This window comes from Nitrosopumilus cobalaminigenes, assembly GCF_013407145.1.
In the GTDB taxonomy this organism is placed as follows: domain Archaea; phylum Thermoproteota; class Nitrososphaeria; order Nitrososphaerales; family Nitrosopumilaceae; genus Nitrosopumilus; species Nitrosopumilus cobalaminigenes.
In genome coordinates, this window is the sequence record NZ_CP026993.1 from 1,538,914 (window position 1) to 1,563,356 (window position 24,443).

General features: G+C 32.4%; 27 protein-coding genes and 1 tRNA gene. 15 read left to right on the plus strand and 13 right to left on the minus strand.

Annotated elements, in window-relative coordinates; translation table 11 throughout:
- Positions 1–30: 30 nt before the first annotated feature.
- From C5F47_RS09480 to C5F47_RS09500, 5 genes are read left to right on the plus strand one after another with little or no spacing between them, the layout of a single operon-like run.
- Complete coding sequence (locus C5F47_RS09480) at positions 31–1,773, plus strand: mechanosensitive ion channel family protein (RefSeq protein WP_179360819.1); 1,743 nt, start codon at positions 31–33, stop codon at positions 1,771–1,773.
- Positions 1,774–1,815: 42 nt separating this feature from the next.
- On the plus strand, positions 1,816–2,694 hold the full coding sequence (locus C5F47_RS09485; protein ID WP_179360820.1) for a ribose-phosphate diphosphokinase: 879 nt from the start codon (positions 1,816–1,818) through the stop codon (positions 2,692–2,694).
- Entirely contained in the window at positions 2,694–3,641 is a 948-nt protein-coding gene (locus C5F47_RS09490) for a DNA methyltransferase (protein ID WP_179360821.1), read from the plus strand. Before C5F47_RS09485 ends, C5F47_RS09490 begins: the two co-directional genes overlap by 1 nt.
- Positions 3,638–4,537: a ribonuclease Z gene (gene rnz, locus C5F47_RS09495; RefSeq protein WP_179360822.1), complete on the plus strand. Its 900-nt coding sequence runs from the start codon at positions 3,638–3,640 to the stop codon at positions 4,535–4,537. Before C5F47_RS09490 ends, rnz begins: the two co-directional genes overlap by 4 nt.
- A 1-nt stretch (position 4,538) precedes the next feature.
- The gene (locus C5F47_RS09500; RefSeq protein WP_179360823.1) at positions 4,539–5,264 is read left to right on the plus strand and encodes an SIR2 family NAD-dependent protein deacylase; all 726 of its coding nucleotides are present in this window, start codon (positions 4,539–4,541) and stop codon (positions 5,262–5,264) included.
- On the opposite strand, the gene C5F47_RS09505 is transcribed toward C5F47_RS09500, so the two are convergent.
- From C5F47_RS09505 to C5F47_RS09515, 3 genes are all read right to left on the minus strand, one after another.
- Positions 5,259–5,996 (minus strand): hypothetical protein, encoded by a 738-nt coding sequence (locus tag C5F47_RS09505; RefSeq protein ID WP_179360824.1) that lies wholly within the window; start codon positions 5,994–5,996, stop codon positions 5,259–5,261. The genes C5F47_RS09500 and C5F47_RS09505 overlap by 6 nt on opposite strands.
- Before the next feature lie 83 nt (positions 5,997–6,079).
- A complete protein-coding gene (locus C5F47_RS09510; protein ID WP_179360825.1) occupies positions 6,080–6,478 on the minus strand; it encodes an RNA-binding domain-containing protein in 399 nt (132 codons plus the stop codon).
- Positions 6,475–7,026, minus strand: a complete 552-nt coding sequence (locus C5F47_RS09515; protein ID WP_179360826.1) for an AAA family ATPase — start codon at positions 7,024–7,026, stop codon at positions 6,475–6,477. The genes C5F47_RS09510 and C5F47_RS09515 overlap by 4 nt, the downstream gene beginning before the upstream one ends.
- A gap of 69 nt (positions 7,027–7,095) precedes the next feature.
- Here C5F47_RS09515 and thpR point away from each other — a divergent pair, with 69 nt between their 5' ends.
- The 3 genes from thpR to C5F47_RS09530 are packed head-to-tail and all read left to right on the plus strand — an operon-like array spanning position 7,096 to position 9,702.
- On the plus strand, positions 7,096–7,638 hold the full coding sequence (thpR, locus tag C5F47_RS09520) for an RNA 2',3'-cyclic phosphodiesterase (protein WP_179360827.1): 543 nt from the start codon (positions 7,096–7,098) through the stop codon (positions 7,636–7,638).
- The gene (gene cca, locus C5F47_RS09525; protein ID WP_179360828.1) at positions 7,635–8,966 is read left to right on the plus strand and encodes a CCA tRNA nucleotidyltransferase; all 1,332 of its coding nucleotides are present in this window, start codon (positions 7,635–7,637) and stop codon (positions 8,964–8,966) included. Before thpR ends, cca begins: the two co-directional genes overlap by 4 nt.
- The gene (locus C5F47_RS09530; RefSeq protein ID WP_179360829.1) at positions 8,941–9,702 is read left to right on the plus strand and encodes an RIO1 family regulatory kinase/ATPase domain-containing protein; all 762 of its coding nucleotides are present in this window, start codon (positions 8,941–8,943) and stop codon (positions 9,700–9,702) included. Before cca ends, C5F47_RS09530 begins: the two co-directional genes overlap by 26 nt.
- Here the strand turns inward: C5F47_RS09530 and C5F47_RS09535 are convergent.
- Positions 9,703–9,776, minus strand: a tRNA-Pro gene (locus C5F47_RS09535). It lies immediately after the preceding gene.
- A 56-nt stretch (positions 9,777–9,832) separates the two neighbouring features.
- Between C5F47_RS09535 and C5F47_RS09540 the strand changes: the two genes are divergently transcribed.
- Positions 9,833–10,042: a hypothetical protein gene (locus C5F47_RS09540; RefSeq protein ID WP_179360830.1), complete on the plus strand. Its 210-nt coding sequence runs from the start codon at positions 9,833–9,835 to the stop codon at positions 10,040–10,042.
- Position 10,043: 1 nt separating this feature from the next.
- Here C5F47_RS09540 and C5F47_RS09545 read toward each other — a convergent pair whose 3' ends face one another.
- Entirely contained in the window at positions 10,044–11,192 is a 1,149-nt protein-coding gene (locus tag C5F47_RS09545; RefSeq protein ID WP_179360831.1) for an NAD(P)/FAD-dependent oxidoreductase, read from the minus strand.
- Position 11,193: 1 nt separating this feature from the next.
- Entirely contained in the window at positions 11,194–11,934 is a 741-nt protein-coding gene (locus C5F47_RS09550; RefSeq protein WP_179360832.1) for an SDR family oxidoreductase, read from the minus strand.
- A gap of 111 nt (positions 11,935–12,045) precedes the next feature.
- Here C5F47_RS09550 and C5F47_RS09555 point away from each other — a divergent pair, with 111 nt between their 5' ends.
- Positions 12,046–12,267: an AN1-type zinc finger domain-containing protein gene (locus tag C5F47_RS09555; protein WP_179360833.1), complete on the plus strand. Its 222-nt coding sequence runs from the start codon at positions 12,046–12,048 to the stop codon at positions 12,265–12,267.
- 3 nt (positions 12,268–12,270) lie between these two features.
- Here the strand turns inward: C5F47_RS09555 and C5F47_RS09560 are convergent, their stop codons facing one another.
- Complete coding sequence (locus C5F47_RS09560) at positions 12,271–12,555, minus strand: hypothetical protein (protein WP_179360834.1); 285 nt, start codon at positions 12,553–12,555, stop codon at positions 12,271–12,273.
- 31 nt (positions 12,556–12,586) lie between these two features.
- Positions 12,587–13,144 (minus strand): DNA replication complex GINS family protein, encoded by a 558-nt coding sequence (locus C5F47_RS09565; protein ID WP_179360835.1) that lies wholly within the window; start codon positions 13,142–13,144, stop codon positions 12,587–12,589.
- Between the two features lie 53 nt (positions 13,145–13,197).
- Here C5F47_RS09565 and glnA point away from each other — a divergent pair, with 53 nt between their 5' ends.
- Positions 13,198–14,658, plus strand: a complete 1,461-nt coding sequence (gene glnA / locus C5F47_RS09570; RefSeq protein WP_179360836.1) for a type I glutamate--ammonia ligase — start codon at positions 13,198–13,200, stop codon at positions 14,656–14,658.
- Here the strand turns inward: glnA and C5F47_RS09575 are convergent.
- Positions 14,655–14,933, minus strand: a complete 279-nt coding sequence (locus tag C5F47_RS09575; protein WP_179360837.1) for a hypothetical protein — start codon at positions 14,931–14,933, stop codon at positions 14,655–14,657. The genes glnA and C5F47_RS09575 overlap by 4 nt on opposite strands.
- 54 nt (positions 14,934–14,987) lie before the next feature.
- Positions 14,988–16,694 carry a thermosome subunit beta gene (gene thsB / locus C5F47_RS09580; protein WP_179360838.1) on the minus strand — a complete coding sequence of 569 codons (1,707 nt, stop codon included), beginning with the start codon at positions 16,692–16,694 and terminating at the stop codon, positions 14,988–14,990.
- Positions 16,695–16,797: 103 nt separating this feature from the next.
- On the opposite strand from thsB, the gene C5F47_RS09585 reads away from it, so the two are divergent.
- A complete protein-coding gene (locus C5F47_RS09585; protein ID WP_179360839.1) occupies positions 16,798–18,120 on the plus strand; it encodes a serine hydroxymethyltransferase in 1,323 nt (440 codons plus the stop codon).
- Positions 18,121–18,122: 2 nt separating this feature from the next.
- On the opposite strand, the gene C5F47_RS09590 is transcribed toward C5F47_RS09585, so the two are convergent.
- The gene (locus tag C5F47_RS09590) at positions 18,123–21,500 is read right to left on the minus strand and encodes a DNA polymerase II large subunit (RefSeq protein ID WP_179360840.1); all 3,378 of its coding nucleotides are present in this window, start codon (positions 21,498–21,500) and stop codon (positions 18,123–18,125) included.
- 13 nt (positions 21,501–21,513) lie between these two features.
- Complete coding sequence (locus C5F47_RS09595) at positions 21,514–22,266, minus strand: phosphoglycerol geranylgeranyltransferase (RefSeq protein ID WP_179360841.1); 753 nt, start codon at positions 22,264–22,266, stop codon at positions 21,514–21,516.
- A 64-nt stretch (positions 22,267–22,330) separates the two neighbouring features.
- Here C5F47_RS09595 and C5F47_RS09600 point away from each other — a divergent pair, with 64 nt between their 5' ends.
- The 3 genes from C5F47_RS09600 to C5F47_RS09610 all read left to right on the plus strand — a co-directional run bounded on the left by C5F47_RS09600 (position 22,331) and on the right by C5F47_RS09610 (position 23,707).
- Positions 22,331–22,693 carry a hypothetical protein gene (locus tag C5F47_RS09600; RefSeq protein WP_179360842.1) on the plus strand — a complete coding sequence of 121 codons (363 nt, stop codon included), beginning with the start codon at positions 22,331–22,333 and terminating at the stop codon, positions 22,691–22,693.
- 127 nt (positions 22,694–22,820) lie between these two features.
- Positions 22,821–23,423 carry a winged helix DNA-binding protein gene (locus tag C5F47_RS09605; protein WP_179361844.1) on the plus strand — a complete coding sequence of 201 codons (603 nt, stop codon included), beginning with the start codon at positions 22,821–22,823 and terminating at the stop codon, positions 23,421–23,423.
- Between the two features lie 122 nt (positions 23,424–23,545).
- Positions 23,546–23,707 carry an AbrB/MazE/SpoVT family DNA-binding domain-containing protein gene (locus tag C5F47_RS09610; RefSeq protein ID WP_179360843.1) on the plus strand — a complete coding sequence of 54 codons (162 nt, stop codon included), beginning with the start codon at positions 23,546–23,548 and terminating at the stop codon, positions 23,705–23,707.
- Positions 23,708–23,711: 4 nt separating this feature from the next.
- On the opposite strand, the gene C5F47_RS09615 is transcribed toward C5F47_RS09610, so the two are convergent.
- Complete coding sequence (locus tag C5F47_RS09615) at positions 23,712–24,098, minus strand: hypothetical protein (protein ID WP_179360844.1); 387 nt, start codon at positions 24,096–24,098, stop codon at positions 23,712–23,714.
- Between the last annotated feature and the right edge of the window lie 345 nt (positions 24,099–24,443).

Genomic DNA, 24,443 nt, shown 5'->3' on the forward strand with positions numbered 1-24,443 from the left:
ACATGGATTTGATTAGAATGGTGATTATTCATGGCTGAGGAAGACTTGACACAAATTTCTGCAGGAGAGTTCGAAACAGTTGGACATCTTTTGGCATCATCTGAATCACTTCAAATTGCATTTTTTATCATGATTGCAGGTATGATTGGAATTGTTCTTGGATATAGAAAATTTTCGTCATGGGTAGGTTCACAGAAATTTTATTATCAAAAACCACATTTTGCAAGATTTCTTAGAAGAGCAGTTCTGCCAGTTTTTGCAATTATATTTATCACGATAATTAACATTCACATTCAAACCGGTTTTTTGTTAGGAGAAGATTTAGCTATAATTGAGGATAATGAGTTAGCACCAGAAGAAATTTTTGCAAAGATTCTCAATACATTTAATATTTTAGTAATTGGATATACTATTTCTCATCTTATTCCAATATCCCTTATCAAACGTGATAAAACAATATTAGAAAAAGAAGATTTTGATGCTTGGTTTGAAATGAGGGGATTTATTGATGATGGGGAGGATCTGTTCCATAAATTCTACAAATGGGTTCCACCAAACATTACTCCAGAAGAGATAGAAGAAAAAGAATTCAAAGAAAAACTAAAAACAAAAGAAGGCATGTTGGAACTCGAGCAATTTCGAACAACAAGAGGAAATCCAATTGGAGGATACGAAAAATTAATTGATAATCCATTTGAAGAATGGAAAAAGTCAGAACGTGCAAAATATGAAAAATATTATAAAAACTGTATTACGGGTAATAATCAATCTGGAAGAAAATTAAAACCAGGTGCAAAACCTGATGAAATATTTCCAATCGATGTATGGAGAGAAGAAAAACGAGTAAATCATTATGAACCAATTATTCCAAGTTCCCGTCCTCCAGGTTATGCTAAGAAGAAAAATGAAAATATTCCTAAATCTGCAAAACAGATTCTTCCAGTTGGAATTTTTGTTGCAACAGTTTTAGGAGTTATTGCTTGGTGGGGTGTTGATTTGATTGTACTAGCTACAGCTACAGGTGGTTTGGCAATTGGAATGGGATTAGCATTACAAGAGACTATGCAAAATTATTTTGCATATATTCTCATTAGAAAAGACAAAATATTTGTTGAAGGTGAGCGTGTAAAACTTGATTCAGGGTATAATGGCTATGTTCATAAAATCACTCCTAGAGTTACATATGTTAAAGATGCATTAAATGAATCAATTGCAATAATTCCAACAAGACAATTAGTCAATGCTCAAATAATTAACTACACACAAGGCAACAAGATGGTACCTGCAATTGTAGATGTAGGTGTTTCTTATCTTAATGATCCCAAACAAGTTTCAGCAATACTTGTGAAAGTTGGAAAACGTGCAATGAATGAAGTTGTTGATATTAAGGGTAAACATCTCATTAGACAAATTCGATGTCCCTACTTGAAAAATAACCAACCCAGTTGCGGTTGTGATAAAGACATTCACGTGGATATTAATCAACCAGTTGTAAGATTCAATCAATTTAATGATTCTTCATTGGATTTCTCAGTATGGGTTTATGTCAGAGATTATGGTGCTCAATTTAAAACCAAAACAGACATGAGAATGATAATGTATGAAGAATTTAAAAAGTACGATATCAGAATACCATGGCCAATTAGAACTGTATACCAAGGAGATGAAAAACGTGAACAAGAAGAGATCAATAGTCTTAATGATCAAAGAAATGAAGTGATTGACAAATATGGTCTAGGAGACCTTGGTCGTGGTGGTGGCGGAGAAGAATAATCTTCTCAAAACTTAAGAATCCCATTAATTCACATTTTCTTGTTGAGTAAGTTATCAGTAATTGCTGGAAAATCATCTGAAGAAGTATCAAGAAAACTATCTAGAAAAATAAAGGCAAATTTTGTAAAATCACAAGTTAGAGTTTTTGCCGATGGTGAAAGTAAGATTACTCTAAGTGGAAAAATATCTAAAAGAAAATCTATTGTTGTACAGTCAATTTATCCTCCAGTAGATACAAATCTAATTCAAGCATTGTCACTTATTTCAAAAGCTAAAGAAACATCAGCAGAAGTTATTGCTATAATTCCATATATGGGATATGCAAGACAAGATAGAGAATTTTTACCAGGAGAAATTGTAACTATGAAAGTTCTTGGCAAGCTGTTCAAAGGAGCTGGTGCATCAAAAATTATTGCTGTTGATATTCACAGTATGTTGGGATTCAAACATTTTTCTATCAAAACAAAAAATGTGTCTGCAATTCCAGACCTGGTACAATATGTTAAGAAATTGAGCCTGAAAAACCCACTTGTTGTATCTCCAGATCAAGGAGGAAAAGAGAGGGCAAAAGAATTTGCAAAGGAATTAGGCTCAGAGTTTATTGCATTAGAGAAAAAAAGAGATAGAAAAACGGGAAAAGTTAAGATAAAAACAAAGAATCTAGATGAGGTTGAAAATAGAGATTTGATTTTAGTCGATGATATGATTAGCACTGGAGGAAGTATTGTAAAAGCTACTCAGTTTTTGAAAAAACAAAAATGTAAAAAAGTGTATGTTGCATGTACACATGCTCTATTAATGAATGATGCAGAAAAAAGAATTAAAAAAGCAGGAGTTACTAAAATCATCAGTGCAAATACAATTCCTGGTAAAACATCAATTGTAGATATTTCTAATACCATTGCAAAGGCAATTAAATAATGCCAGAAAGTTTTTTTGTTCTATCTAAAGATTATCTAGAACTTGCCACAGATGAAATAACTGCACTTGCAAAAATGTATGATAGATTTTCTAAAATTAAAGTAATTTCAAATTTAGTTATAGTTCAATCCAAAACTAATTGGAATGAAATAGCTAAAAGAGCTACATTTGTAAAAGTTTCAGGGCAAATATTACGTAAAATGTCAGGGTTATTTTTGGATGAAGAAAACTTGGGTGTTTTAAAAAATGCAAAAACATTTGTCTGTAGAATTGTAAATTTATCATCAAATCAATTCAACATACCTGAATTAGAAAACTCAATGGGGGATATGATATCAAAATTCTCTCATGCAAAAGTAAATTTAGAAAATCCTGACATTACAGTATACTTAATTTTTACAAATAATGAAAACTTTTTTGGATTTTCAAAACGAGTAAAAGGTCAGACTAGACCAAAAAAGATCAAAAAACACCCTCATGAATTAGATTGGAAGCTAACAAGATTAATGATTAATCTGATAGGAATGAAAAAAGGAGAAACTGTATGTGATCCATTTTGTGGAACAGGCACAACTCTGCTTGAGGCAGAGTCAATGGGAATTCATGGAATTGGCTTAGATTTTGATGAAAAAATGTGTAAAATTGCTAAAGAGAATCTCAAGGTAAACAAATATCATTCAGAAGTGATCAAATCGGAATTTCAAGGATTATCAAAAATATCTGATAAATTTGATGGAATTGTGACTGATTTACCATATGGAACTGCCTCAAAGGCATCAGAAAAGCCACAAGAAATCCTAAAGAAATTTTTTGCCAGTCTTCCTAAGAAAAAAAGAGTGGCAATCATGTACAAAAAAGAATTGGATTTTAATTCAAAATTAAGTGGGCTAAAAAAATATCATATCTATAGGCATAAAAGCTTGACAAGAACAATCCTGATAAAATGAAACTGGTATTTTTAGGAACATCAGCAGCTCAACCTACAGAAAATAGAGGATTATCATGTATTTGCTTAGAAAGAGATGGTGAGATTTTGATGTTTGATGCTGGCGAAGCTGCTCAAATATCATTTATGAAATCAGGTTTGGGTTGGAATAAAAAAATGAAATTATTTGTTACACATATGCATGGTGATCATTGTGTAGGAATTTTAGGATTATTACAAACAATGTCAATGCAAAATAGAACTGAGGCATTAGAAATTTTTGGACCAAGTGGAATTGAAGAATTTATTGGTGCTAACATAAAGATATTAAATTTTGGATTATCATTTCCAGTTTTAATTACTACAATAAAAGAAGGAAAAGTGTTTGAGGATGAAAAATTTTCAATATATGTTTGTAAAGCAAATCATTCTGTTACAGCATTTTCATATTTATTTGAAGAAAAAGATAAACCTGGAAGATTTAATCTAGAAAAAGCAAAAGAACTAGGAATACCAGAAGGAAAATTATGGAGTGATTTACAAAAGGGATGTGAAATAACTATTGATGAAAAAACAATAAAACCTGAACAAGTATTAGGAGAAAAACGTCCAGGAAAAAAAATTGGAATTTCTGGTGACACAATGCCTACACCAAAATTAGAAAAATTTTTTGAAAATTGTGATTATCTTGTATTTGATTCTACCTTTTTGGAAGATGAAAAACTAAGAGCACAAGAAACATGTCATTCGACTGCAAAACAAGCTGCAACAGTAGGTAAAAATGCTGGAGTTAAGAATTTAATTTTAACACATTTTTCTGCGAGATATAAAGATGAGACTGATCATTTGAAAGAGGCACAAGAAATTCACAGCTCAGTAATTACAGCAAGAGATCTTTTAGAAGTAGAAATAAAGTAACATGTTTGAATTAATAGAAGATCAAATTACGAAATTTAAAAAAATAGTTTTTGTGACAGGAGCTGGAATTTCACAAGAAAGTGGAATTCCTACTTTTAGAGGAAACGACGGATTATGGAGAAATTATGATGCAATGAAATTAGCCACAATTGATGCGTTTTATGATAATCCAAAATTGGTTTGGGAGTGGTATAATGAAAGACGGAGGAATATCTTTCAGGCAAAACCAAATTCAGGGCATATAGCAATTGCTGAACTTGAAAAATATGCCGAAGTTGTAGTATTAACACAAAATATTGATGGATTGCATCAAAAATCAGGTAGTTCAAAGGTATTGGAACTTCATGGAAGTATTGTAAAGATCAAATGTTCAGTTTGTGATTACAGGGAGGAAATATTGACGGAGATCACTAATCTGCCCCCACTATGCAAATGTGGTAATATTCTTAGACCTGATGTTGTGTGGTTTGGAGAATCATTACCTCAAGATGTATGGCAAAATGCTATGAATTTTGCAAGTAAGTGTGATTTGATGATTATTGCAGGTACGTCACTTGTAGTATCTCCAGCAAATACGTTACCTATCTATGCAAAACAAAACAATGCTACATTAATAGAAATTAATCCAGAAAATACAACAATGTCAGGAGAAATGAATTTGGAAATTAGAAAGACTAGTGCAGAATCATTACCAAAATTAGTTTCATTATTTAAAAATAAATTATGATTGAGAAAAAATACCGTTTATTTTAGTATCAGAAGAATCTCCAGGATTGTAAACTGATGATGTTACTGTTCCGTAATCTTCATGATCAACTATCATATCTACATAATATGGTATTCCAGTTGCATCATTTACATTTGTATCAAACATTGATGTAAAAAATGTGCCAGAAAAGATTTCTTTATCTGCAGTTCTAATTACAACATTAACACTTTTTGTTTTACCACTTGTATCAACATATTGAAGAAGAATATTATCATCAGATTGTTGATTGGTTGATAAGGATAGAGTATCAGGAGGTATTGGAATAGTATTTTGAGTAGAAACATTATTTGTTGATTGTTGGGTAGTTGATGGCGAGTTAGTTGATTTTGAATTTGAACCACCTGTAAAGATACTTTGTATTGATTCTATTGGATTAAAATTTGAAATTTCTTCATTAATTGTTTTTTGAGAAGATTCTTTGACTTCAGAAATTTCATTTGTTACTTTATCTCCAACTTCACTGATTTCTTCAGATATTGATTCAGTTGTCTTATCTACGATTTTATCAATTGATGAATCAATTCTTTGTTCTACAGAATCGGAAGCTTTAGAGCCAAAGTTTGATGCATCCTGCTTTAAAGAATCAAAAACTGAGGCAGATGTTGATGGAAATAATGTATCAATTTCATTTGAAAATACCATTCCTCCTAAAATTATAATTCCAGCAATTATGCCTAGTTTAATGAACATATTGTTAATCCAAAAAAATGGATTTTAGATTCAAACTAAAAAAAATAGTCAAAAATGAGTTAATTTTGTTAGCTAATTCTCCATTATTTTGCAAAAGCTAACCAATCAATAATTCCATCAATATTAGATGAGGTAAGAGTGACCTTGATTGGTCCTAACGGAGATTCTTCTGCTTGATCACAAATTGCGATCTGTTCAACAAAAGCAGCTTGTTTGTTTAAGAAAAACCAAGTTCTATCATCTTCTAAATTATTTTCCAAATTTCGTGTATAGCTTTTTTGAGATTGTGTTGTAGTGATTGATTCATAAATTTTTTCTAAAGATCTTAATTCATTAGATTGTGCTTTGATTGAAAAATTTTCATTCGTAATATCAGAAAACGGAAATATGTTTGAAATAGATTGTTTGACTTTTTCAGGATGTTCAGATAAATTTATTGGACAAGTCATTTCAATTTTACAATTGATGTTTGGAATTTTCATTCTACCCAACTTTGAATAATTTTAAAAGTTTGTTCAATTAATTCATCTTTTGTTAAACCTACATTTGAAATTGCATAATCAGATAGAGCAATAGAATTACTTATACCAACTCCTAATTCACGATTATCTCTTTCTTCAAAGTGTTCTTTTGTTTGTGGATCATCTGATCTTCCTCTTTTTTGCAAAAAATCAAATCTAGTATCAGTTGATGCATGAACTGCCAATAATTTTACAGTACCAAATTTCTTTAATACTTGAATTTCATCATTTGATCTTACTCCATCAATTAAAATTACATTTGATGTTGAAGATTCAATTTGTGGTTTAACTAATTCTGCAATTGCTCCAGAGCCATTTTTTTCTCTAAGCTCAAGCATTAATTTTCCAAGATTTTCTCTTGTTGATTCTAAATTTCTTTTCTTTGCCTCTTCTCTTACTGCATTACCCATATTGATAATTTCGTATCCCTTAAGTTTCAGGCCATCAGCAATTGTGGATTTACCTGCACCAGGCATTCCTGTTAAACATACGATTAGTTTAGCCAACATATAACAGAAAAAAGGCTCGTCTATGAAGTTACCGGAAATAATTATAAACATAATTCAAAAAATCTCATGATGAGAGTTTTTGTGGCAATTGAAATCACAGATGAAATCGTGATTAATTCAATTAGAAAATTCCAAGATGAATTAAAAATTGAGGCAAAACCAGTTGAACCACAAAATTTTCATTTTACATTACAATTTTTAGGAGAAATTTCGCAAGATATCTTACTAAAAATAACAAAAGCTTTAGAAAAAATTGAATTTTCAAGTTTTGACATAGTTCTAAAAGGAACTGGAGTTTTTCCGAAACCTAGTTTTCCTAGAGTAATTTGGGTAGGATCAGATGAAAAAGGGGGAGATTTACTGATTCAACTATCTAAAAAAGTGGTAAAAGCACTAGAACCATTAGGATTCTTACAAGATAAGCCATTCAAACCTCATATCACAGTATTTAGAATTAAAAAGAAGATTGGAGATATATCAAAAGAATTGGAAAATAAGAAAATGACAGATTTTGGAATGCAAAAGATCTCAAACATAAAATTGAAAAAAAGTGAACTTACTTCAAGTGGATCAATCTATTCAGATTTGATGGAGGTAAAGGCAAAAAATTGAAGAAGATAATTTCTAAAGTTTCTAAAACAGTAGTTCCTTCAAAAACAATTGAAAAAACAAAAAATAACATTGCAGAAATTGCTTTTCAATTAGTTAAAAAAGAAATTGAAAAACATTCAGAAGTAATTGGATTAGAATTTGGAGGATCTTTTGCTAAGGGTACTTGGTTAAGTAAGGATGCAGACGTTGATATTTTTATAAAATTCAAAAAAAATGTATCAGAAGAAAAATTTGAAAAAATATCTAAAAAAATTGGATTTGACTCATTAAAAAAATATTCCCCATATGTTAGATATTCTCAACACCCATATGTTGAGGCTAAAATTAAGAATACTAAGATCAATGTTGTACCATGCTATGATGTAAAAGCTGGAGAATGGAAAAGTGCTGCAGATAGATCCCCATTCCACACTAAATTTATGAAAAAATCATTAACACCAAAAATGAGAAATGAAGTACGAGTTCTAAAGACTTTTCTGAAATCAAATGGAATTTATGGTGCAGAAATTGCAAAACAAGGATTTAGTGGATATATTTCTGAAGTTTTAATTTTAGAGTTTGGTAATTTTGAAAATCTTATTAAATCTATTTCAAAAATTGAAGAAAATCAAATTATTGGAAAAACAAGTAAAAAATTTGATACATCAATTGTTGTAATTGATCCAATTGATAGTAATAGAAATTTAGCTGCTGCTATTTCTGATCAAAATATTGGCAAATTTATTATCATTTCAAGAGCCTTTAAAGAAAAACCTGGAATTGGATTTTTTAAGATTAGAAAACCAAGAATATCAAATAAATTTTGGAATAATGTGTTGGTTGTTAAATTTGATTTCAAAGCTAGAAGTCCTGATATTATCTGGGGACAAATCAAAAGAGCGACTTCAACATTGTCCACTCAGTTAGAACTGGGAGGATTTACTGTATTGAGGAGTAAACCTCATACAGATCAGCAAAATGAAGCCTATCTTTTGTTCTTTTTAGAATCTACAAAAATTAGTGAGATTTATGCAAAAAAAGGACCTGAATTCTTTAGAGAAGATAGTACTCATAGTTTTATTTCTAAAAATCTCAAAAATGCAGAATTGGTATGGGTTGGAAATAACAGGAAAATAATTTCCTTAGAAAAAAGAAATCATTGTGATGTTGTGAGTTTTATGAAAGAATTTTTGAAGAAAAATCTTCAAGTAGGCATACCAAAAGGTCTTCAAAGTGATTTTAAACGAGGATTCAAAGTATCCATAGGAAACAAAAATCTAAGCAAATCAATTAAAGAGGAAGCAGCTGAATTGATTTCAGTAGATGGCACACTCCTTCATTTCAATTAAGAAGTTTTCAGAAAAGCCATACTCAAATATTTTAGGATATCCAAATGCAACTAATCGTCAAATAAAATCAAGAATTAATGAATTAGAAAAATTAAAAATTAAATCTATTTCCTTAACAGGCCCTACTACACTTGGAAATTTAGAAATTTTAGGAAAAGGTTACGTGGGTGTTGTAGTAATTGCCAAAAAAGGTAGTAAAGAAATTGCTCTAAAAATTAGAAGGACAGATTCTCAAAGGAAAAATATGAAAAATGAAGCAGTATTGTTAAAATTAGTTAATTCAGTTAAAGTTGGTCCAAAAATGATTGATGTTAGTAAGAATTTTTTAGTTATGGAATATCTCGAAGGTGAAAAATTTAGTAATTGGATTGAATTATTGAAAGGAGTTGGAAGTGCAAAAAAATTAAAATCTACAATTAAAAGTGTGTTAGAAGATTGTTATCGATTAGATCAAATTGGATTTGATCATGGTGAATTGAGTAATATTTCGAAGCATGTTATTGTAGGTAAAACAAAAGCTTCACTAATTGATTTTGAAAGTTCTAGTACAAAGAGAAAACCATCTAATGTTACATCAATTACTCAAGCATTTTTTATTGGATCTGGAATTTCAAAAACAGCTCAAAAAATTTACAAAAATTCATCCAAAGAAAAAATTATTGAGGCATTAAAATCGTACAAACAAGAGAAATCAAGAGAAAATTTTGAAAAATTACTCAAAATTTTGAAATTATAATGGGAACGGCAGGAATTGAACCTGCGACCACTAGTCCCCCAGACTAGTATCATACCAAGCTAGACTACGTTCCCTGGATTCAGAGGCACAAAATGAAATTATTAAATCGTCCTATTGATAAACAGAATTGATGAAACTTTGTAATATTTGTCACAAGATTTCAGCAACAGATCAAGATCATCTTGATTGTGTTCAAAAAAGAAGTATAGAAGCTGAAGCTGAAGATTTTAAAAATAGCATTCCAGAAAAACTCAATCTTTCAAAAGATTCTCAAGAATTAGATGTGGGAGTCAAAGCAATTTTAGAACATCTTTCAAAAAGTAAAGATTTGGATGAATAAATCATAGCCATTTTGATAGTCTTTCTTTTTCAAATTCAATTTTTTTAGAAAGGTTATCAGATGTTGATTCTGTAAGGTTTGTAGAGGGTTTCTCATTTGTAAACATATCAACTTCAATTACAGATGCAGTATCTCTTCCAGATTCAATAAAACATCCACCTTTTCCATCAAACAATGCATCTTCTTCCTTTGATTGAATTTTTGAGATAATATTTTTAGCAACAGTAATTCCTTCTCCTTCTGCAAAAATTCCTGCTTTTGGAACAGCCATATTTTCTCCAACAGATAAACTAGTTACATCTCCAACTGCAAAGATATTTTCTAATGGTGTTTTACAATCTCGATCTATTGGAATAAAACCAGGTTCTTTAGCTAATCCAGAATCATAGATTACTTTTGGAGCAATATGAGGTGGAATTGCTAAAAGTAAATCAAAATCAGCTTCACTATTTTCAAAAATTAATTTTTTGTCTTGTACAGATTTTATTTTAGATGAATTATGAAAAATAATTTTTTCAGAATTAACTAGTTCAAGAATTTGTTTGCTGACTTCAGGTCCTGCAGCAGGCAAAGTAATTGGAGCAGGACTGTAAAAATCAATTTGAACAGAATCACGAATTCTGCGTTTTCTAAGCATAGAATCTATAAGTAAACTAGCCTCAAATGGTGCTGGTGGACATTTGTAAGGCATGCCCATAATAGAAATAGCTATTTTTCCAGATTTGATGTTTTGAAGTTTTTCACGAATTTCTGAGAGTTGGTTGTGATCATAAAGATTGTATCCATTTTCTTCTAACCCTGGAATTTTTTGTGGAGCTAAAATTGCCCCCATTGAAATTATTAGAAAATCAAATGAAATTGTTTGGGATTTTGTTTCAACATTTTTGTTTTCAAAATTAATTGATATAATTTCATCTTTTATGAAATCAATTTCTTTTTTTTGTAATTCATTTAATGACCCAACAGAATTTTCAAAAGTACGAGTTCCATTAATGATCCATAATTTAGCAAAACCTACCATGAACCAATCTTTTTTATCAATTACAGTGATTTTTACATTAGATGATGATATTGTATTTCTTATTTCATTTGCAGCTGATAATCCTCCAAATCCTCCACCCAAAATTACAACGTGAGGAATATCTGACAACTTAACGTTCTTGCGTTGTAGGACGAATTAAAATTTCATTTACGTTAACGTATGATGGTGAATCAACTGCATACAAAATAGCATTTGCAATATCTTCAGCATGTAATGCTTCCATCTTTTTTGCATTTTCAATGAATCCTTGAAGAGATTCATCAGTTATTGTGTCATTTAGTTCTGTGTCAACAACTCCTGGTTCAATACTAGTTACTCTAATGTTAGAACGAACACTAAATTCTTGTCTTAATCCCTCACTAAATGCAGCAACTGCATGTTTTGTTGCACAATAAACACTACCAGCAGGAAAAACTATTCTTCCAGCTACAGATGAGAGATTAACTATATGACCAGATTTTTTTTCTTTCATGTGAGAAATTACTGCGGCTGTAGAATACAAGACACCTTTGATATTCACATCTACCATTCTATCCCATTCATCAACTTTGAGGCTTTTGAAGAAACTCAATGGCATTAATCCAGCGTTATTAACAAGAATATCAATAGAACCCCATTTTTCTAAAACAGCATTAGCGAAATTATCACATTCAGTTTTTTGTGTTACATCTAATTTTTGATAAAAGACTTCTCCACCATCAGCAGATATTTTTTTTGCAAGTTCTTCTAAACGGTCAACTCTTCTTGCACCAATTGCTACTTTTGCACCTGCTTTTGATAAGGCCAAAGCAGTAGCAAATCCAATTCCACTACTAGCTCCAGTAATTATTGCAACTTTATCTTTAATCATTTTATCTCTAAATTAATAAAATTTGAACATCGTAAAAATGTTTAGTCATTTAATAATTTCAAGAAAAAAATTACTAGCACCTTTATTAAAAGAAAAATAGTTATTGAAAATATGGAATCAGAAAAATGTGCATATTGTGGTGATTTAACGGATATGCCATTTCAATGCAATTATTGTAAAGATCCTTTTTGTGCAGAACACAGACTTCCTGAAGAACACAGATGTGTCAAACTAAGTCAAATCCGAGCAAAAAGATTTGGTGAGAAGAAAGTTATTCGTGACGGCGGACGTAACAGACCAAATATTTTGAAACGGATTTTTGGAAGATTTTAGAAATCAATAAGGGCTTTTTTCAGGAGAAATTTTAGCTCTTCTTCCTTGATAAATTAGTGCAATAGCTAACGCAAACATCACCATAGCTGTTAACGGAAAGTTTTGTGGTGCTGGAAGAATAAACCAATAGTAAACTCCAAAACCAATTGATACTATAGCTTGAGTCCATAATTTTATCCATTTTGGTGCTTTTACTAATCTGCTAATAATTTCAACTAGAAAAATTCCTATTACAGGATAAATTGTATAAAATAGAAAATCAATTACATCAACGCCTGTATGAGACATACAATATCATGGTAATAGGTATAATTTCTACCTAATCTTCTAAATGAACCTTAGTTGCAACATTTTTTGCAATTAAGGCTTGAGCATTCTCATATGGAATTGTAGCTATATCTTCAGTTTTAAAAGGACCATACTTTTCAAGATCGGCACCTACTAGTTCATCTACTTCATGAAGAAATCGAATAACAATTTTTTTAGTTTTATGACTTTGTGCTAATGATTCTAAGAATTTTGATTTTCCATTAATTGTTGCAGAAAGAATCATTTCAATTCTTTCTTTTTGATCTTCTTGTGAATCTAGAATAAATTTTTCTTCATCCAAAAGATAACTTATTTCTAAATCTGAAGTTTTTGAAATTTTATCAATTCTAATTTTAATTAGTAATGATGTTAATTCAGTAACCATATCTATCAAAGTGTCCTTGATTTTATTTTCTACTCCATCGAATTCTTGTTTTCTAAGATTTCCAATAAAATCAGCTAAATTTCTGTAAAAGTTTGGATTAATTTCAAGTATAGAATCATTTTCAGTTTCACGTAAAACTGTCTGATGTAAAGAGTTGATATCGATGTGATTTGATTCTGACATTTCTTACCTAATCCTTAAATGGCTGATGTATTTGTGTTTGATTGAAGAATAAATTGCCATATAAAGTCAGCCACGGTAAAGCAATCCCAATATCATACTCATCTGATGAAGTTTTCTCAAGAATTCAACATGAAGGAATTCAATTCATAGATTTACAATTTACAGGTCTTACAGGTCATTTTCATCATACTACAATTTCAGCAAATACCTTTACTCCAGAACAAATGAGAGATGGATTACCAAAATTAGATGGTTCATCAATTATTGGTTTTACAAGTATTGATGATTCAGATTTACTCTTAAAACCAGATCCAAATACATTTGCAATAATTCCTTGGATGACTGAAAACAAAACTGCCAGACTTCTATGTGATGTCTATTGGGGTGAAGATAGAGGTCGATTATCAAGAGATCCAAGAGGGATTTCTCAAAAAGCTGAAGAATATATCAAAACCCAAGGATATGATTATAGTACATGGGGTCCAGAAGTTGAATTCTTTGTATTTGATAAAGTTCATTGGGATGTTCTAACACCATACAAAGGTCAATCATATTCTATTGAATCAAAAGAAGCTCCATGGAATCAATCAGGTGACGGATATCCTATGGGGTTACAAGAAGGATACTATCCAAGTACTCCAGCAGATACTCTTACACCATATAGAAATGAATGTGTAAATATTCTCAATAAAAATTTCGGAATTTTATGTGATAACCACCATCATGAAGTAGCAACAGCAGGACAATGTGAAATTGATATCAAATATGACCACATGACAAATGCTGCAGATGCTGCACAATCATACAAGTATGTAATTAGAAATGTTGCACAAAAATATGGAAAAGTTGCAACAATGATGCCAAAACCAATAGCAATGGATTCAGGTTCTGGTATGCACGTTAATGTTAGTTTGTGGAAAGGAAAGGAAAATGCATTTTATGATCCAGATGACGAAATTGAATTAAGCCAACTTGGAAGATATTTCTGTGGCGGAATTATCAATCACGCAAAAGCATTATCTGCTATTTGTAATCCAACTACCAATTCTTATCACAGATTAGTTCCAGGATATGAGGCTCCAGCATATATCGCATGGAGTTCTGGAAACCGTTCTGCAATAGTTAGAGTCCCAAAACACCTCAAAGGAAAAAATTATGCAAATCTCAAAAGACTTGAATTTAGAGCACCAGATCCTTCATCAAATCCATATCTTGTATTTGCAGCAGTGACTGCAGCAGGAATGGATGGAGTAAAGAAGAAGATGGATCCTGGAGATGAAGTACGTGACGATATTTTCAAGATGACTAAATCTGATAGAAATAAGAGAGGAATTGGAGTTTTGCCAAAAAGTCTAGGTGAAGCATTAGATGAATTAGAAAGTGATAGAAAATTCCTTAATCCAATTTACACAAATGATGTTATTGATAAAGTGATTGAATTAGAAAGAAGAGATCAACGTGAGATAGCAATCAGACCACATCCACACGAATTTTATCTATACTTTGATGTCTAAGCTCTTCCAGTAAATTGAAAGATATAGTATAATGAAATAGCCATTAAAGCAAATCCACTTCCAAGAAATATTCCTCTTTTACTGTCAGATGTAGCAGCTCTGTATAACAAAACCCCACCTGCAAGTCCTACAAATAAAATTAGTACACCACTAATTACTCCATCAAAGCTTGAATTGGTGATAAGTGGATGAAAAAGTCCAGCTAGTAACGCAAAAAATGCAATTAGGTAAATGTACTTGAATCCAGTAAGTGCTTTAGATGTTGTTTGATTCAATGTTGTTCGTAAATTTGATTAGCAATTAAAGTTTTGAAATTTTTTCAAAATAAATTACATCATTCCGCCCATGTCAGGCATGCCACCCATTCCAGGCATTCCTCCCATACCACCCATTCCAGGTGGCATTCCAGGCATTCCTCCTTCTCCACCAGGTGGTCCACCTGCGGATTTTTGAGTAGCAATAACATCATCGATTCTAAGAATCATGCATGCAGCTTCTGCTGCTGCTGAAACAATTTGGAGTTTAACTGCAAGTGGTTCAATGATATCACTTGATTTCATATTTCCAATCTTTGCTTTCATGACATCAATACCAGTCCATTTTTCTCCTTTCTGTTGTTTAGAACGAAGAAGTGTAAGTGTGTCAATTGGATCCATTCCAGCATTATCTGCAAGTGCCATTGGAAGTTCTTCCAATGCGTCAGCAAATTTTTCTGCTGCAAGTTGTTCTCTACCTTCTAAAGATTTAGCCCAACCTCGAATTTTAGTTGCTGCAAATGTTTCAGGAGCTCCTCCACCTGCAACAATTTCAGGTTTTAGTATTACATCTTTTACTACCATTAAAGCATCATGAACAGAACGTTCTACCTCATCTACCACTCTTTGTGAGCCTGCACGAAGAAGTAAAGTTACAGATTTTGGATGTTTACATCCCTCAACAAATACCCATTTGTCTTCTTCAATTTTTCTCTCTTCTACAACTTCAGCAATACCAAGATCTTTTTCAAAAAGATCATCAAGATTTGTAACTATTCTTGCACCAGTTGCTTTTGCTAATTTTGTAAGATCACTTTCTTTAATTCTTCTAACTGCAATAATTCCTGCTTTTGCAAGATAATGTTGAGCCATATCATCTAGTCCTTTTTGACATAATACTACATTTGCACCAGAACCAATGACTTTGTCAACCATTGTTTTTAGCATTCTGTTTTCTTCATCTAGAAATGATTTTAGTTGTTGTGGATTTGAAATGTTGATTTTGGCATCGGTTTCAGTCTTACTAATTTCCAATGCTGTATTGATTAATGCAATTTTAGCATCTGTAATTTTTCTTGGCATGCCACCATGAACAATTTCTTTGTCAAGAACAATACCCTGAATAATCATAGAATCTTTGATTGAGCCTCCTGCTTTCTTTTCAACTTTGATATCATCAATGTCAACATCAAAAGTCTCGCCAGTTTTTTCTGAAACAGCAAGAACAGATTTTACAATGATATCTGCAAGTAAATCAGAATCTTTTCTAACAAGTTTTGTTTGCATTGAAGTTTTAGCAATTTTATTTAGAATATTTTTGTCATTTGCTGTAATTGTATCTGCAATTTCTTCAAGATACTCTTTTGCTTTTCTTGCAGCTTTTCTATAGCCATCTACAATGATTGTTGGATGGACTTCTTGATCAATTAATGATTCAGCTTGTGAAAGTAATGCACCTGCCAAAATAACGGCTGAGGTTGTACCATCGCCAACTTCATTATCTGTAGTTTTAGAAATTTCAACTAGCATTTTTGCTGCTGGATGTTGAACATCAATTTCTTTAAGGATGGTAGCACCATCGTTTGTAATCGTAACGTCACCTAGTGAATCGACTAGCATTTTATCCATGCCTCGTGGACCAAGGCTAGTATGAACAATTTCAGCGACAATTTTTGCTGCTGCAATGTTGTTCTTTTGGGCTTCTTTACCTTTGACTTCAGAACCGCCCTCTTTGAGCAATACAACTGGCATATTTCCCTTTGAAGTTGCTTGCATTCCCATAGATGCCAAAACTCCGGATTCCCCTTTTATACCTTCCAGATCAAGATCGATAATTTTGAAATGATATCGGTGTTTTTAAATTGGGAAAATCAAGATGAAAAATATGGCCAAATCACAGAATCGACAATCTTATGATAAAATTTTTACAAAATTAAAGGATCATCACAAATGGTTTGAAAATTCAATTCCATTGATTGCAAGTGAGAATATTCCTAGTCCTGCAGTAAGAGAAGCAATAATTTCTGATTTTGGAAATAGATATGCAGAAGGTTGGCCTGGTGAAAGAGTTTACGCAGGATGTGTCTACATTGATGATGTAGAGTTTGAATGCATGAAGTTAGCTAAAAAATTATACAAAGCAAAGTTTGCAGATGTAAGACCAATTTCAGGTGTTGTTGCAAACTTGGCAATTTATTCTGCATTTACAAATCCAGGAGACATTATGTTAGCACCTTCAATTCCAGCAGGTGGTCATATTTCACATGGAAAGAAAGAACATTCTGGTACTGCAGGTTTGGTACATGGTTTAGAAATTGAATTTTATCCATTTGATGCTGAAGAAATGACAATTGATGTAGATAAGACAAAACAAAAAGTCAAAGATCTTAAAAAAGCAAACCGTTTGCCAAAAATGGCAATGTTTGGTGGTTCATTGTTCTTGTTTCCTCATCCTGTCAAAGAATTATCAGATTTTCTAAAGAGTTATGGAATGCACATCAATTATGACGCAGCTCATGTTGCAGGATTAATTGCAGGAGGAAAATTCCAAGATCCATTACGAGAAGGAGCAGACACTATGACTATGAGTACTCATAAGACGTTATTTGGACCTCAAGGAGGACTTGTTTTGGGTTCTGCAGAACATGAAGAAGTTATCAAGAAAGCTACATTCCCTGGTCTAACTAGTAGTCATCACATTCACCATATGGCTGGAAAAGCGGTAGCTTTTGCTGAAGCCTTAGAATATGGAAAAGATTATGCTGTTCAAGTAATCAAGAATGCCAAAATATTTGCTGAAGCCTTGAGTGATAACGGCTTCAAAGTTTTAGGTGAAAGTAGAGGATTTACACAATCACATCAGATAGCTGTTAACGTTCTAGATTATTCAGATGGAGGAAAAGTTGAAGCTGATTTGGAAAAAGCAAACATCATTGTAAATAGACAACTCATTCCAGGTGATATTAAAGCTGGAAGAAATTATTTCCATCCGGGTGGAATCAGATTAGGAGTTTCTGAAATTACACGACTTGGAATGAAAAAGAATGAGATGCAAGAGATTGCATCCCTGATTAAACAAGTTGTAATTGACAAAAAAGATCCAAAGAAATTGCTCTCAAAAGTAAAATCATTCAGAAAAGATTATCAAAAAGTAAAATTCTGTTTTGATAACAAATTGGGTGCTTACGAATACGTCAAACTAAGATAGTTTTATTCATAATCAGTAAGTAAGGATTGATCTCCTTGGCTTTTACCAAATACTAGTTCAATTTCATCAGAAAGTGCAAGAATTCTTCCTCTTTGATATTCACCGACATCATATTTCTCAACTAATCTTTTGGCAAGTTTAAGATATTTTTCTACAGAACCTCTTGTGATTGTAGCAATCAGTTTATGCCCACAAACACATGTTTGGATAAGAGGCATTCTACGAAATGATTTTCCACATGCAGTACACCTAAAGCTTTGTCGAGCATATGCTCTAAGATTTCCCATCAAATCTGGAACTAAATGAGTTGAGATAACATTTGAGACTATCTCAGATGTGTTTACAGCATTAATCATCTCTGCATTTCTAACTTGCATGTCAAATTTGTCAAGCATTGAACCAAGTGTAGAATATGCACTTCTAGATTTTGAAGTTGTTAAAGATGAAGTTGGATGTGTAAAGTGATAGTCATAGAATTGTCTTTCAGTATCAAGACGTGATTTGATAATTTCGATTGAAGATACATCAGATGCTTTAACTTGTTCAAATGTAGATTCAAAAAATTCCAAAGGAATGATTTTGGTCACTTCTAGATTATGTGCTTGAGGTTGGGATTCATGTGGTAATACGTGAGGCTGAACAAGTAACGGGGCATCCATTAATCCACCAATTCTATCAGAAAGAAATTGTCTTGAGAAATTAAGTAGACTATCCATGAGTAGCATAATAGAGTCAGCATCTCCATCAGCATCTCTTCTTTTAGCAGAATGCCAATTGGGAGTTCCAAAACAAACATGAGTTTCAGTATAACCTATGATTCTTCCAACAATACCAACAGATGTGTGGGGAGCTAATCCAATAATTAGATGTCCAATAAGCTCTTCAGAATTTTTTACATTGTAAAATGAAGATTTTCCATAGAATTTTTGTAACAAAACATCAATGTACTTGCATGTGTTAACAAGGTAATTTCCACTCTCATATGGAATTACCACATCTTGCATTCGAAGTTCTATAATTTGATCTGTAGATTCTAGAGGATTACCGTCAATATCCTGAGTATACCCAAGTTGTTTTAGTTTCTCAATAGATGTTCCTATCCATGATGGCTTGAATTGTGTTAATGGAGAATTTGTTGCATCAAATCTTACTGTTCCATCTTTGAATGTAGTTAATCCAAAATTCTGTCTTACTAGTCCTTTTTCTAGTGGTTCAGCAATTTTATCTTGATTGATTAATTCCTTAACTCCTTTGAATGGTTCTTTTGCACGAATTCCCATCTTTTCTTGAGCCAAAAGTAATTTTTTCTTTAATGGGAATTCTTTGTGAGAGTGTGCAGGAGCTTTCCGCTTACATTTTTCACAAAATGGTTCTTCAAGTGAATCACGACAGTTTGAGCATCTAAAAGTGACAACCGTTTTAGTGCCACAAATTGAGCACTTTATGCCAATTGATGGTAGATCACATGTTGTACAATGACGATTGTAAATATTGGCAAAAAAATGCTCAGTTCTTGAAGCCTTGAGAAGATCCCTAGTAGGTCCGCCTTTTTCACCTATTGGAAACAAAACATGTGTAGCAGGTTTCATTTGTCTAGCTGCTGCTTTTTCAGGTCTTCCTATTCTGACTCCAATACTAGTTGAAAATTTATTATTAATTTGAATGCCTGATGATTTTGTTAAAATTTGTGGGACAGACAAATCATCGATGATTGGTTTTTCTCTAAACAAGAGATTAAAGAAAATTTTTGCTTCCTGATGTTCTAGAATTACCAAGTCGTTTTCAACTTTATGTGGAGTACCTAAATTCTCAAGAATTTTTTTGGCTTGATTGGAATATTCTATAGATTCTTCATTGACTTTTCTTGGTTCCAATAGTTTGAGTAGATCTTCAGATGATATTCTATCCCAGAAATACAAGTAATGTGGATGTAATGGAATTTTAAAGTCAAGTGAAATTTTTAGTGCTTCATCTATTGTAGGAATTCTATTCAAAAATTGGTTTAGATATTGATCATCGGGTTCATATTTTTCAATTTTTTGTTTTAATTCCTCAATCCAAAATTCTTCTACATAGCCTGATGGAACTAACTGTGCATTATTTTCTAGAAAATCTCCAAATGAAATTAAAATATCACCAAGATGAAGAATTTTTTCAATATCATTTTTAATTTCTAATCCATGTTTTACATCTCTAATTTTTACAACATTTCCGTTGTTTAGACGAACAGTGGGGGTATCAATGGAATCTACAAAGGCTACAGTAGCTCCTTTTCCAGGAATGTCGATTTTGATTTGAGTTCCTACGGCAACTGTATGATCAAGGATCTCAGCTATTACTGGGTGAATTCCTACGGCTGCAAATCCAGTATTACATGCTCTTCCATATCTAAGCCTAAATCCACCTAATTTGTTAGGCATCGAAAGCACTGATCTGCCGGTAATCACCTCACGCATCCTTTTTGCTGCAGCATCCTCTTGATTATCTCCAGTTTGAACAGCTCCTTTTAGATCATTGAGCCATTCCCAACCATCAAGATTATACAATTCAATTCTTTTGAGCAGTTTTTTTGATCTTCCAATCAATCCATCGTTTAGAACACGTAGAGCTCCACCTCTTACCCTATCAGTTTGGATTCTAGCCATGGATTTGTGATTTACAACTTCATAAGGGTCAGTATCTACACCAGCAAGTTCTACGGGTAGATTCAAAATTACATGTTCAATATCTTCATCTAATATGTGAAATTGGAAGCTACTAGCTTCTCTTTCATAGATTCGAAGTTCCTCAACAAATCTGCCAGTTTCATCATCAAATGAATTTGCTTGAAATTTTGATAAGCCTGCTATTTTTCTTACATGATCTGCAATTAGAAGAGTAACTGCAGATTCTGTTCCACCAGCTGAACGCATTGGCCCAGCAATTGAAACGGAAAGATATTCTGTTCCATCTTTATTTTTCTTAATTTTTACTTCGCTGATTCCTTGTAAAGGAGCAATGGTGACGCCTTCAGTAATAATTGCCAATCCTACACGAACTGCAAGATCCAATTTGTCTTCTAAAGTTGCATCTGGAAGACAGTATTTTCCTGAGGCAATCTCCTTTGCCAGGATTAATGCTGAAAGTTCTTTTCCATTAATTTTTAAAATTTCTCGTAGAGGATCAGCAATATCAATTTCGTGCATTTTTGCAACTCTATCTGCCAAATCAAATGCGATTTTAGGCTCAATAATTCCTGAAGAGTCAGCTAGGCTAGATTTTGCTGCTGCTGCGTGTTCAAATATTGAATATGTCTCAGTGGATAGACTGGCATAGTAATCAAGATAGTGTTTTGGCATTGGAATATCACTAATTCGAGATATTGCATCATTTTCGGACATAATATGTCCTCTATTACTTGCTACTTTGAATTGCTTTTGCTATTTTTTCGAGTTTTGTGAGACTTCCACCCTTTTCAAGGAAGGTTCCAATGACTAGGGCATCAGCTCCTGCTTTAACAAGACTTGCAGCAGTTTTTTCATCTTTGATTCCGCCACCAACAATCAAAAATCCATTAAATGCATGTCGGACTGTCTGTACCATTTCAGGTGTGACATTGGTTTTAGCTCCTGAACCTGCTTCAAGATACACAAATCTCATTCCAAGGAATTGAGCAGCCAATGAATATGCTGCTGCAATTTTTGGTTTTTCAAATGGAATTCCTCTTGCTGAACCAACAAACCAGGCAGATGTACCATCTCCAATCACAAGATATGCTGTAGGTAGTGGTTCTAATCCAAATTTGAGAACACTTGGAGCTCCTAAAGCTTGTGCCTGAGTGATAAAGTATGGGTTTTCAGAATTCATTAATGAACTAAACAAAATGGCATCAGCATCAGGTACAACACCTGTTACGTTACCTGGAAATAGGATTATTGGGATTTTTAGGCCTTTTTTGATCCCTTTGACCACTTGAGCCATCTCAATTTGATCAGTAGCAGATGAGCCTCCAACTAAGATTGCAGATGCTCCAATCTTCTCAACATCTTTAGCAAGCTTGCTTGATGCCTCTAAATTTGATACTTCTGAGTCAATTAATACGAATAGTAATGCATTTTTCTTTTTCAGTTCTGATTTTAGGAATGATTCAACTTTATCTCCAGCCATAAAGGGGGTTTGTGTATGGCTCTTTAAAGTTTAATTGGAATGCTGTATACAGATTTGTATAGCTATGGACCAGTTAGAAGGATCTAATTTTAACAATATTATACGAAAAATTATCAAAAAATCACTGTTTACAGAGCGACAAGTTGAAATTATTTTAAATCAGAAGGATCTTCTAGAATCTGATTTTTCTATAACTAAAGGAGCGTATTACAGGCAAGTTGGACAATCTAGAGACAAATTAATCGGATTATTCTATTCAATCATACTTTTTCGTGGTCTAGGCATACTTTTGCCTGATGATATAGATGTGATATCAAAGCTTTCTGAACAGATTAGTGTGATTAATGAGAGTGATATTTTTCCTGAGAGAGAAGATGAAGTGATTAGTGTGATAGATAGGCTCATTCGCCAGGCATGTAACATGTGATGAATGTGATATGATTATTTAGTTACAAGTTAGAATGTATGTGATTATTTGTGTGAGTTTGTTAATCTAAAGTGTGAATTAATGTTGTTCAATCACGATAAATCACGTTGTAGGCATAGATGTTGTGATGTTAGTAGAAATTCCTGACCCTGAAGTGATTTTAAGTGTGATTTTAGCATTTATTGTAGGAATTGTAGGTTTGTATGCATTCTTCAAGATACGTCCATTTGTAAAAACCAGGAGTGAGGTATTTGATGCATCACAAGCAGAACGATTAGAATATTATGAAAGACAACTAATCGACATGAAAATACGCCTAGATGCCTTAGAAATTCAAGGAATTGAACAAAAAGTAGAGGATCCTAATCTTGAATTAAAGCAATTCTTAGAGAAATTAGCAAAGAATGAAGTTCAAGAAAGACCTGTAGAGGTTATTGACAAACCTGAAGTTGTACCTGAAAAGGTGATTACTACGCCTAATATACCCAATATTGTGCCTACAAATCCAATTGATTATGTGTTGCATCTAATCACAAACAAAGCTATGACATCACGTGACATACAAATCACATTAAAGAAAAGTAGAGAGCATACTTCACGCCTAATGAAAAAGATGTTTGAGGATGGATATGTCCAAAGAAATACTGACTCAAAACCATATACTTACTCTATAACTGAAAAAGGAATGGCAAAAGTAGACAAAACAGAAGTAAATCCAATAGTAGAATAAAAAAATTATATTATTTTTAGAGACAAATTGCATCCATTTTCAATAATTTACTCGTATTTTATAATGAAAATAGAATTAGATAATATATTAAATTATATATATTATTAAATTATAATACCAATATGTCAGTAAATGAGAATGAAGTATTGGTAAAAATCACTTCTGCCGGTACAATTTCCATTCCAAAACAGTTTAGAAAGTACATGGACATTCAAAAAGGAGAATATGTCAAAGTGATTCTTGGAAAAGACCGATTATTGGTTAGAAAAGTTACTATTTCTTAATTGATTATTGTTGTTTTGGGGCTATTTTGATGGTTTGATATGTCCATTCTCTGCCAGTTCTAGTCCTATTTACCCTACCTTTTGTGGAGAATCTTGACAAGTATGTAGAGATCACACTAAGTTTTACAGGTTCATTATATTCATCTTCATATTTTTCAAGAATGTTTGTGGATGTGAATTTTCCCATTGGGAAGAACTTGTCTACAATATTCCATATTTTAGAACCTACAGAATCCATGTTTGTAACTTCTTGTTCTTCTTCAATATTCATTAAGTCCATCATTTCAAATATTTTTAGAACTTTATCTCTAGTAACATTACCCTCTAATTTGATGTCATACCTGGCACCATCAGAGTCTTCCATGTCTATTCTAATCCGTTTTTTAGCCATCTTTGAGATCTAACGGATCGAATGTTAACAGTTGAAATGATCCGCGAATCTTTGTTAACTAAATGGTTTGTTAACATTGACTGCCTAGCCCACGCCTAGCCTGTTTTTTGTTATTAACAAATTATTCATTATTAGCCCCCTAAATTTAGATAATTTCATGCCTGGAATGGAAATGAAGGGGTTAGATTTGATATATTCACAGTGTTAACATCCATCTTAACGCCTGGAATGGAAATGAAGGGGTCAAAATGGGCTTTTCAGGACTTTCCTTAACATAATATTAACAAAAATGTTAACTCCATACCCAATTAGGACTCTACCCACACACCAATATTTCCACTCTAT